The sequence below is a fragment of the Vagococcus jeotgali genome, from assembly GCF_035918315.1.
GTDB lineage: Bacteria > Bacillota > Bacilli > Lactobacillales > Vagococcaceae > Vagococcus > Vagococcus jeotgali.
Genome location: NZ_CP142146.1, coordinates 1,949,828 through 1,961,947 on the forward strand (window position 1 = coordinate 1,949,828; position 12,120 = coordinate 1,961,947).

7 protein-coding genes and 1 other annotated feature are annotated in these 12,120 nt (G+C 35.3%); of the genes, 2 read left to right on the forward strand and 5 right to left on the reverse strand.

The features are described 5' to 3' along the window. Positions 1-357: 357 nt before the first annotated feature. From pepV to VSF34_RS09665, 5 genes are all read right to left on the reverse strand, one after another. Complete coding sequence (pepV, locus tag VSF34_RS09645; protein ID WP_326717082.1) at positions 358-1,764, reverse strand: dipeptidase PepV; 1,407 nt, start codon at positions 1,762-1,764, stop codon at positions 358-360. A 95-nt stretch (positions 1,765-1,859) separates the two neighbouring features. After that, positions 1,860-2,576: a pseudouridine synthase gene (locus VSF34_RS09650; RefSeq protein ID WP_326717083.1), complete on the reverse strand. Its 717-nt coding sequence runs from the start codon at positions 2,574-2,576 to the stop codon at positions 1,860-1,862. 71 nt (positions 2,577-2,647) lie between these two features. Continuing rightward, complete coding sequence (locus tag VSF34_RS09655; protein ID WP_326717084.1) at positions 2,648-4,294, reverse strand: putative polysaccharide biosynthesis protein; 1,647 nt, start codon at positions 4,292-4,294, stop codon at positions 2,648-2,650. Between the two features lie 110 nt (positions 4,295-4,404). Continuing rightward, positions 4,405-6,819 (reverse strand): leucine--tRNA ligase, encoded by a 2,415-nt coding sequence (gene leuS / locus VSF34_RS09660; RefSeq protein WP_326717085.1) that lies wholly within the window; start codon positions 6,817-6,819, stop codon positions 4,405-4,407. 64 nt (positions 6,820-6,883) lie between these two features. Further along, positions 6,884-7,079, reverse strand: a binding site (T-box leader). Positions 7,080-7,119: 40 nt separating this feature from the next. Next, entirely contained in the window at positions 7,120-10,152 is a 3,033-nt protein-coding gene (locus VSF34_RS09665) for a LysM peptidoglycan-binding domain-containing protein (RefSeq protein ID WP_326717086.1), read from the reverse strand. A 251-nt stretch (positions 10,153-10,403) separates the two neighbouring features. Here VSF34_RS09665 and VSF34_RS09670 point away from each other — a divergent pair, with 251 nt between their 5' ends. Then, the gene (locus tag VSF34_RS09670; RefSeq protein WP_326717087.1) at positions 10,404-11,024 is read left to right on the forward strand and encodes a DUF1700 domain-containing protein; all 621 of its coding nucleotides are present in this window, start codon (positions 10,404-10,406) and stop codon (positions 11,022-11,024) included. Then, on the forward strand, positions 11,025-12,071 hold the full coding sequence (locus VSF34_RS09675; protein ID WP_326717088.1) for a DUF4097 family beta strand repeat-containing protein: 1,047 nt from the start codon (positions 11,025-11,027) through the stop codon (positions 12,069-12,071). It begins immediately after the preceding gene. Positions 12,072-12,120 lie beyond the last annotated feature (49 nt).

Sequence of the window (12,120 nt, forward strand, 5' to 3'; positions counted from 1 at the left end):
ATATCTATTTCAAAGTTATACACATTTATCCACAGCATAAGAAGAGCTAATTTATGCTAAAAATAGGAGTTATTCACACTGTCCACAGGGTTGCCCACAGAAAATCGACTGTTTTGTTCACACGAACAGATCTTTTTTACTATTTTAAAAAAATTAGGAAAGCCTAATCTTATCATATTTTTCTCTATTGTTTCCAACAATTTAAAAGTTATCCACACTTATCCACAATAGTTATGGACATGTTAGAAAAGTGTCTTAACTACTTAAAATAACCTAATTTTCCTTATGTAGACAAAAAAATACCTTTTACTTAGCCTAAATCACTAAGTAAAAGGTATTTTTATCTATTCTAAACGACTATTTGATTAAACGATAAATCGCATCTGCATAAATCACTGTGGCATTGATTAAATCATCCACAGAAATAAATTCATTTTTTTGATGCATCGTATCGATACTATCTGGGAACATCGCACCATACGCCACACCACGCTCTAACAAACGTCCAAATGTTCCGCCACCAATCACTTGTTCATGTCCTTCAAATCCTGTTTGCTCTTCGTAAACATCTAATAATGTTTTAACTAATGGATCTTCAGGTGACACGTAGTGAGGACCTTTTCCACCAGCTTCTTGAATCACTTTAGCAGATGTTCCTGAAACTTTCTCAGTAATACGAGCATATATATCTTCTTCTGTTAACCCTTTTGGATAACGGAAGTTTAATGTAATAGTATTATCATCACGATTCATATCATAAGAAAATACGCCAGCATTCATTGTCAACTCGCCCATTGTCTCATCAGTATGAGCCACGCCAAATTTTTCACCTAACGTATCTTCATGAATAAAGTCTGCCACAATCGTCACAAAATCCTTAGCAGGACCTGAGAAGTCATAAAAGCTTAAGAAATTAGCTAAATAAGTTGCTGCATTAATTCCTTTTTCTGGCATAGCTCCGTGAGCTGCTTTTCCATAAACATGGATAGTAGCATTTGAACCTTCTACTTCAATTGATCCCGTGACAGGAACACTTGTTAGATACTCTTCAAACTCTTTTTCAAATTCGTTCACATCACCACTTACTTCAACAACTGCCTCAGCTGACTCTGGTACCATATTAGCACGCATACCTGATTTAAATGATACTAAACATAGTGTCCCTTCATTTTTACCTGGTACTTCTAAAAGAATAGTTGTGTTTCCTTTTTCACCGTTAATAATTGGGAAATTAGCATCTGGTGAAAATCCAAAATCCGGTGTTTCTTCAACTTCTAAGTAATGGTCCATACATTTCCATTCACTCTCTTCATCTGTACCGATGATAACACGAGTGCGTTTTGAAACTGGTAAACCTAATTCTTTAATAATTTTTAGTGCGTAGTAAGCTGCCATTGTAGGGCCTTTGTCATCACTTGCCCCACGTGCATAAATTCTACCGTCTTTTTCTACAGGTGTGAAGGGATCTGTATCCCAACCTGGGCCAACTGGTACCACATCAACGTGACCAAATACCCCTAATGTTTCATCTCCTGAACCAAATTCAATATGGCCTGCGATATTATCAACATTTTTAGTTGTAAATCCATCTCTATCCCCAATTTCTAAGAATCGTAATAGGGCATCTTTTGGTCCTGGGCCAACTGGTGCATCTTCTGTTGCAAGTGAGTCATCTCTCACACTTGGAATACTTAATATATCAAATAAATCTTTCATCAAATCTTCTCTACGTGCTTCGACTTCTTTTCTCCAATCAATTGTCATGCTTCATTACCCTCCTGTTATTTTCATCTCTTACTCATCATATCATTTTTTCTTTTTTTTAGGTAATAAAAGTTTTAATTATTCTAGTTTTCTTCTTATTTACCTAAGTTTTTTAGCTCTTTTTCATTTAGCGGACGATATTGACCTCTTTTTAAATTCTTATCTAAAGTTAAGTCTGCCATCTCAAGTCGATTTAACTCTAGAACTTCTTTACCTACAAAGTGCATCATGCGTTTGACTTGATGAAATTTACCTTCCACAACGGTAAGGTGAACCAAACTGGTCTCTGCTTCTTCATTAATCTCTATCACCGTTAGCTTAGCTGGCAAGCAAAACTCATCATCTAATTTGATTTTTCCTTCTTTAAATAGAGCGATATCATTTTCTGAAATCATACCTTGAACAAGCGCCTCGTAAATTTTTGGCACTTTTTTCTTTGGTGAGAGCAAATCATGAGCTAGTTTGCCGTCATTAGTTAGCAGCAGCAAACCTGTTGTGTCCTTATCCAGTCTACCTACTGGAAATAAATCCTTCACTAAATCTTTTTGATCAATCAAATCAATCACTGTTCTGTGACTCTCATCTACTGTGGCAGAAATCACCCCTTTTGGTTTATTTAACATATAATAGACAAACTTAGAATAAGTAATCTTCTCACCTGAAACGATAACCTCATCTACCTCTGGATTAATGTTAAACTTACCATCTTTTATCAGCTCTTTGTTAACAAAGCATATCTTCTTCTTTAATAGCTCTTTGACTTCTTTACGACTACCAAAACCTGTATGACTTAAAAATTTATCTAAACGCATTTACCTTACTCCTTATAAAAAGAGAGACTGACAAAAGTCAGCCTCTTCTTTAGTCAAGGTGTTAAACCTTGCTATTTTATTTTAAATTTGCGACGTAATTTCGCTGATTTAGGACCGATTAATTTATCAGCTAATTTGATTTTTAGAACCATGTAACCGTAAGAGACGACCCCTATAGCCACAGATACCATTATAATAATAAAGGCTTGAAATTTACGATCTGGATTTAAAAATAAGTACATCATATTTCTTGTGACAAATGTTAAAGCCATCATTATCAGACCAAGAATAGCAATTAGCAGTAAACGTCTACTTGTTAGGGAATAATCAAATTTTGAAATATTATGGACACTTTTTGTCATCAGTATCGCTGATACTCCAAGACCGATAGCTGTTGCAATCAGTGGGCCATATGTTTCAAACATCGCAATCATTGGGTATTGAATCAAAAGTTTAACAAGCAAACCAATACCAAGGAAAACAATCGCTTCCTTATTTCTATACAGCCCTTGAAGCGTTGTTGATATCAAAATGAAATATCCCATGACAAGTCCTACAAAACTAGCCTCTATTAATACACTCACACCTAGAGCATCTGGTTCATAAAACAAGGCATACATTGGTCTAGCAAGAACAATCATACCCAGTGTCGCAGGTACCATCACAAGCATTAATAGCTGAATATTTTCACTAACTTGCTTAGATAAACTTTCTGTGTCTTTCTTAGTATAAGCTTCTGTAACTAAAGGTAAACTAGTCATAGCCATCCCTGTTGCTAAAGATATAATAATCATCACAAGCTTATCAGGATTAGCACTAAAAATACTAAATAAAGATCCCAGTTGTTTATCCGAATAATTCGTCAGGCCTGACATAATCCGCTCAAAGGTGTATTGATCCACTAACTTAAATAACGTAATCGCTGATCCTACAATAATAAATGGAATGGCTTGTAAAATCATTTCTTTAATCAAACTATTGGCTGATATGTGAACCTCATTATTACTACTAGCAACTAATTTGTCCATCTCTGGTTTTTGCTTCATATAAAACCAAATTAAAGCCGCAAAAGCAGCCATCATTCCGATAAAGGCAGCAAATGTTGACTGAACTACTGCTGTCACGTAACTACCATCCATGACTTTAATAATAATAAAGGTCATCAGTAACATATAAAAGACTCTAGCAATTTGTTCTACAATTTGTGAGACAGCTGATGGCATCATATCTTGATTACCTTGGAAATAACCACGAATCACACTCATCATTGGAAAAACTAAAATCGCGACACTTAAAGCTCGCATAACAGGTATTAATTCTGGAGTCCCATCTGCTAAAATCGGGGCAATGATATACATGATTGCCGAGCAGAGAACACCAAATCCTCCCATAATAATCATAGTTCTCTTAAATAATTTCTTACTAATACCATATTCATTTAAGGAATTATAATAAGCAATTTGCTTAGCAATCGCTCCTGGAATACCAGCTGTTGCTATCATTAGAAATAAAGCATAAATATTATAACCTTTATTAAATAAAGCATTTGCTAAATTCCCATTTTCACCCATCCAGGCATACCAAGGAATGATATAGGCCGCACCTAATAGTCTTGAGAAGACATTACCAATTGTCATCCATAAGGAACCACGGACCATTTTTTCCTTTGCGTTCATTGTTTTACCCTGTTCATTATAAACAGTATCTTGATTTGGCATGTTATTTTAACCAACTTTCTTCAATTCATACTGTTTATAATTGTAGCGATTATTCAGGGGTTATGCAAATAATTTTGAAAAAATTTAAAAAATTAAATAGGTGATTCTTTTTAGTTAGCCACAATATTTACTAGTTTATTTGGTACCACAATAACTTTACGAATTGTTTTACCCTCAATTTGTGATACTACACCCTCATGTGCCATAGCAATAGCCTCTAACTCTTCTTTAGATAAATCACGTGCTACAACTTCTTTACCTCTAACTTTACCATTGACTTGGAAAATCACTTCAATTTCGTCCTCTATTAGAGCAGTCTCATCATAAGTCGGCCAAGCAACATAAGTTAAACTCTCATTATGACCCATGCGCTCCCATAATTCTTCAGAAATAAATGGTGCCACAGGAGCTAGTAATTGTAAGAATCCATTCATATACTCGACCGGTAAGCCGTTTGCTTTATACGCTTCATTAACAAAAGTCATTAGCTGAGAAATTGCCGTATTAAAATGTAGAACTTCATAATCTTCAGTTACTTTTTTCACAGTTTGATTGTAAACTTTCGTCAAGCTACCATCATTATGGTTAGTGATACGGTCACGTAATTTACCATCTTCATCAATAAACAAACGCCATACTCTATCTAAGAATTTTCGACTACCTTCTAAGCCTTTTTCACTCCAAGCAATCGAACCATCTAGTGGTCCCATAAACATTTCATAAAGACGTAGTGTATCTGCGCCATGTTCTTTCACTATATCATCAGGGTTTACAACATTCCCTTTAGATTTAGACATCTTCTCGTTATTCTCACCTAGAATCATACCTTGATTATATAATGTTTGGAATGGCTCTTTCGTATCTACTACACCGATATCATATAAGAATTTATGCCAGAAACGAGCATATAATAAATGTAGTACCGCATGCTCTGCTCCCCCTAAGTAAATATCAACAGGCATCCATTCTTTAATTTTTTCTGGATCTGCCAGAGCTTCATCATTATGTGGGTCAATAAATCTTAAGTAATACCATGAACTACCTGCCCACTGAGGCATTGTATTTGTTTCACGGCGACCTTTCATACCTGTTTTCTCATCAACAACTTCAATCCACTCTGTCATATTAGCTAAAGGAGATTCTCCTGTACCACTTGGCTTAATGTCATTTGATTTTGGTAAAATAAGTGGTAATTCTTCTTCAGGCACAGCCGTCATCGTACCATCTTCCCAGTGAATAATTGGGATTGGCTCACCCCAGTAACGTTGACGAGAGAATAACCAGTCACGCAAACGATAACTTGTTTTCTTCTCACCAATACCATTTTCTTCAAGCCATGTAATCATGGCATTAATCGCATCTTCTTTGTTCATACCATCTAAAAAGTCAGAGTTAATATGAACACCATCTTCAGTGAATGCTTCCTCTTCAACATTACCCCCTTCTAAAACTGGAATAATATCTAAATTAAATTCTTTGGCAAATTCATAATCACGCTCATCATGAGCTGGAACAGCCATAATCGCACCAGTTCCGTAAGTAGATAAGACATAATCTGCAATCCATATTGGCATCTCTTTACCATTTACTGGATTAACCGCGTAAGCTCCTGTAAACACACCTGTTTTTTCTTTAGATAATTCGGTACGGTCTAGATCTGTTTTCTTTTCAGCTTCTTTAATATAAGCTTCAACAGCTTCTCTTTGCTCATCTGTTACAATCTCTTTTACTAAAGGTAATTCTGGCGCCATAACAGCATAAGTTGCTCCAAACAAGGTATCAGGACGAGTCGTAAAGACTGTAAATTCTGAGTCAGTATCTTTTACTTTAAACTCAACATTAGCCCCTTCAGAGCGACCAATCCAGTTTCTTTGCATCTCTTTGATACTATCTGGCCAATCAATTAGTTCAAGATCATCAATCAAACGGTCTGCATAAGCTGTAATACGTAACATCCACTGCTTCATTGGGACACGGTAAACTGGATGGTCCCCGCGCTCACTTTTACCATCAATGACTTCTTCATTAGCTAAAACCGTTCCAAGTGCCGGACACCAGTTAACAGGCACTTCTGCTTCATAAGCCAAACCTTGTTCAAACATTTTGGCAAAAATCCACTGTGTCCATTTATAATATGACGGGTCAGTTGTGTTAATTTCACGGTCCCAATCAAAACTAAAACCTAACGCATCAAATTGACGTTTAAAGGTTTGAATATTTTTTGCTGTAAATTCAGCAGGGTCATTCCCAGTCTCTAAAGCATACTGCTCAGCTGGTAAACCAAATGCATCCCATCCCATTGGGTGAAGGACATTAAATCCTTGTGCACGCTTCATTCTTGATAACACATCAGTTGATGTATACCCTTTTGGATGTCCGACGTGTAGTCCTTGTCCTGAGGGGTATGGAAACATGTCTAGGGCATAAAATTTTGGTTTATCAGAATGTTCCTCTGTTTTAAATGTATCCTCTTTTTCCCAATATTGTTGCCATTTTTTCTCTACTTCTAAATGATTATAAGCCATTTGTTTTCCTCCTAAAATAGTTATAGATACATAAAAAACGCCCTACAAAAACAGATATCTGTTTTTATAGGACGCTGATTGACGTGGTACCACCTAATTTTGTGTTGCACATGCAACACCTCAACTCCAAATTTAACGAACTGGACATCCGACAAATAACGACTCAGAGCTAAGTTCAAATGTTTAGTCTATACGTTCACACCAACCACGTACTCTCTTAAAGACTGCTGATTTTACTACTTCTCTTTATTTGTATATCTATATTGACCATATCATAACAAAGACTATCATATTTGACAACTAACTTACTTGAATATTTTGTCCAATATAGATAATATCTCCTGGAATATTATTCCATTGTTTCAGTTGTTCAATACTTGCTTGGTAGCGTTGTGATAATGACCATAGTGTATCACCTTTTACTACCTTATGTCTTGTTCCTTGTCTAGTTGGTTTTGCTACTTGTTGATTCGTCGGTACTTTTAATGTTTGACCAACAAAAATTAAGGTACCAGATAGGTTATTTGCCTCTTGAATTGCCCCCACTGTTGTCTGGTTGTTTAAAGCAATACTATAAAGAGTATCCCCACTTTTAACTGTATATTGTAGTGTATTCATTGGTTTTGTACTAACTGGCTTAGCCACTGGTTTTTGACTGACTGGTTTTGAAGCCACAGTTTGCTGATTACCAATGTTTAATACTTGATCTACATAAATAATATCACTAGTTAAATTATTCCATCTCTTAATATCATTAATACTAACATTATATCTTAAACCAATCCCATATAATGTGTCCCCGCGGCGTACTTTATAAGTTGTTTGATTTGAACTATTAGCCGGTTGACTTGGTTTATTATTAACTGGTTTTGATACTGGTTGACTGACAGGTTTTGTATTAGTAGGTTTTGACACTGGCGTTTGAGTATTTCCACCTTTAACTACCAATTTTTGACCAATGTAGATGATATCTCCAGTTAAATTATTCCATGATTTTAATTGTGCCACACTCACATTATATTGTAATCCTATACCATATAATGTATCACCTTTTTTCACCGTATATGTCGCTGATGGTTTTGATTGCTGATGATTTTGACTAGGTTGAGTCGGTTTATTATTCACAGGTTTACTCACTGGTTTATTATTATTCGGTTTCGTTGTAGAACCTTGACTACTTCCACCTTTAATTACTAATTTTTGGCCAACATAAATCATATCACCTGTTAAGTTATTCCATGATTTTAACTGAGCCACACTCACACCATATGTTAAACCTATACCGTATAATGTGTCACCTTTTTTCACCATATATGTTGTAGTGTTTGTCTCTGGTTTTGGCTGATTTGGTTTTGGTTGGGCTGGTTTTGACTGATTCGGCTTATTAACAGGTGTTGTCACTGGTTTTTCTGGCTTTGGTGCTGGTTTAGCTGGTTTTTGATTAGTCGCCTCACCTTTAACAATCAATTTTTGACCAATATAGATGATGTCACTTGTTAAATTATTCCATGATTTTAATTGTGCCACACTCACATTATATTGTAATCCTATACCATATAATGTATCACCCTTTTTCACCGTATATGTCGCAGCATTTTTATCTGGCTTTGTGTTAATTGGTTTATTGTTATTATTTGGTTTATTAGCCGGTTTGTTAACTGGTTTATTATCAGGTTTACTTGTTTGCCCTCCACCTGGTGCATCATATTGTGTTAAATTATGAGTTTCAATCAAGCTATTTAATTTTGTATTATAGTTTGGATCTGTAGCATAACGTCCTGTTAACCAAGCGGTTGCATCACGGTAAGAATTTGTTCTAGACTTCCAAGCCCCTGCATAAAAATAATTTCCAGGAGAGAATGATGTTGTTTTTAATACATTCGCATTATCTTCAAATGATTCCTTATAAGAAGGATATTTTCTAAACTGATCATTAATTGTTACATATTGGCCATTATAAAACTCTTGAGTGGCCATTGTAACTGACTGACCGTTATAATTTCCTTTTATACCAAATAGATTATAATTAGGTGCTGAAGATAATGTACTGGTTCCGTAACCACTCTCTAGTATCGCTTGGGCAATCATGACTGAGGCATATAGATCATTTTGAGCAGCAACACCTTGGGCATGATAAGCTGTTTCTTCAATAAACTGGGCTTGAGGTATAGCAGCTCTTGCCATCATCGGTCCCACTGGTGCTGAAAAGAAAGCTGCTGGAGCCGTTACTTGCTTAGTTGCTCTAGGTTGAGCTTCTTGTGAAGACTTGGATTCAGTTTTAGCTAATTCTTCACTAGACTCTATTGTGACTTCTTCAGATGAATCAGTCGATTCACTGACTTCTGTTGACTCTTCTTCTTGACTAATTGATTCCTCAGAAACATCTGTCTCTTCACTTTCTTCTTTTGATGAGCTTTCTGTGGTTTCACTAGTTTCAGTACTCTCTGTTTCTTCTGATGATTCTTTAGAGTCGCTTGTAGACTCACTACTACTACTTTCTACCTGCTCTGTCTCTTCTTTTGATGCCTCAACTTCCACAACTGTAGAACTATCCACCTCATCTTTTGTAGCAGTATCACTTGTTGTTGCTTCTTCTACATCAGTTTGATCTGTTTCTTCTACAATCATATCTTCTTGTGAATCACTATCATCTTCAGAAGTATCATCTACCTCTTCAACTTGATCTGTTATTTCTGTACTGACATCTTCTGTCGTTTCTTCTACCTCAGAAGTATCATTTTCTTCATCACCCACTACTTCTTCTTGCTGAGTAATTGAGATAGTCTTATTTAAAATACTATCTCCTATAGATACAGCTACTGTCTGCTCACCTAGTGTGACTGATTTAAAAACAATAGGGACAACTAGTTTAGCTTTAGTAAACCCTGCTTCAGTAATGGTTAAGTGAAGCTGATTTAATTCTTTATCAACAACATAAACACCTATCTGTCTACCTGTTTCATCATTAATTTGGACTTTTGTCGCATCATCTACAATTGAAACATTAGGGGATAGCTGCACAATCGTATCTAACTCTTCTTGTTTATGAGCTGTTAATTCAAGGGATAAATAAAGAGGGAGTTCACCTTCTGTCCATTCACTTGAAGCATCTAAATTAGACAAAGTAAAGGGAGGTGTATTTGTTTGATTATCATTCGTATTTTCTGGATGAGTGACTGGTATGTTTTGGGTATCATCTGTTGTTTGCGCTGCTAAAGCTGTCACACCCGGCAAAAGGGTAGTAGAAGATAACATTAACACACCAAATAAAGAGGCGTGTCTCACAACAGGTTGCATACTGGATTGTTGCTTTTTATTTATTGTTTGTTTCATAAGTTTCCTCTCCTTAATAAGTTTTCTTATCTATATCAAAAGTGTCATCGTATTTTAATTAACATACCTCTATTTAAACACCTCCAGAGTAACACTTCAAGGTATTTAGCTCTTTTGTTAAAATTTGTTACCTAATTTGACATCTCATGACAACACCTCATACTTTAGGCCGATTTTTTTCTCTCCATCTTGTTCTACATTTTAATAGATTGTATATTAAATATAACAACACAATCAGAAAGGTGATTACCATGAATAAAGAGTATTTTTTTATCGAGCTAAAACTTTATTTAAAACCACTACCAGAAGAAGAACAAATAATTATTATCAATAAATATGAGCAATTATTTCAAGAAAAAACTGAAGAAGGATTGTCAGAATACGACATCACGACATCACTTCCAACACCAAAAATGATTGCTACTACCATTTTTAAAGAGTTAGGTGTGCCTTTTAATACCCCTCATCAAACAAATGATGATTGGGTTGAGATATCACAAGAGGATAACTCAACAGATATTCCTTATACAGAATATGATCTTCCTCAATCAAAAATGAGCCACTTATTCCAACTAGTAGGGCTTTTCTTTCTTAATTTTTGTTTTATGTTTTGGTTTATCTTTACTGTGGCAATCTTGATTGCCTCAGCTTGGCTAGTTGTGGCGACTTTTATTTTGAGTCCGTTAATTGGTCTTTACATGATTGGAGTTGCGGCAACAAGTTATGCTTGGTTCCAGTTCTTTGTCAGTTTAGTACTTCTTGGTATTGGTTTAATTGGTTTTGTCATAGGTATTCCAATTACTAAAGGTGCTTTAAAACTATTTTCAATTTACGGAAAATGGAATATGCGTATTGTGAGAGGGGTAGCCTAAATGAAGAAAAAAACAATCAGCTCTATTATTATTTTAGGTATTGTATTCATTATTGTTGGTGCCATTGGTGCAGGTATTAGTCATGCGCGTGTTGAAAAAGCGCAACAAGAGGCTAAAATTAGTAAAAAAGAAGCTGTTAAATCAGCTGACACACTAAATCTAACAGTAAGTAATGTTGCCCATATTCATATCGAAGAATCCCATGACAATAATATTTACATGAATAAAGAGGTCAGTAATCCAAATGGTAAAAATAAAACAGACTGGAAGGTTACACAGAAAAATAAACAACTAGATGTATCCATTATAAATGATGAGAATAAACGCTCCCGCTCTTTTCTCTTCTTCCATAATGTTTATTATGCTCAAGACACTATTTACTTACAAATCCCATCATCTCTAAAAAATATTCAAGTTAATGGAAATCAAGTTGACTTAAGCATGTACGGGACTAAAGCTAGTAATTTAGATATTAACCTTGAAAAAGGACAGATTAGTCTAGGAGACGTTAAGGCCAAAACTATTAATATCAACTCTAAAGATAGCTATATTACCTTGTCAGAATTAAAAGTAGAGAATAAACTGCAAACTCAGGCAACAACAGGCAGCATTGAACTCCGAGATAGTGCAGCTAAAGAAATTGAACTTAAAACGACTCATGGAAGTATTATGACTGACAACACGAAAGGTAACCTGGCCCTTTTATCAGAGAATGGTGACGTGTCAATCAACCATCAAACAGGATCTCTGAGTGCTAAAACGGACAATAGTGACATTACCTTCCATAATGACCAGTTACAATCTCTTACTGAGCTAAATTCCACTCATGGAAATATCTCAATTGAAACAACTCAAAAATCTTTAGATAATAGTCAACTAGAATTAAAAACAGAACTTGGTTCTCTTGATATATTTAATAAAAATTTAGAAAATGAACAAACGCTTAAAACAAATAAAGGCAAGTCAGTCTTAAAAGCTACAACTAACAGTGGCGACATCACGATTAATGAGATGGATGATTATGATACTGAGTACGGTTATAACTAAATCATGGTATAATGTTTAACGGGCTTTGACTAACAAAGTCCGTTTTAAT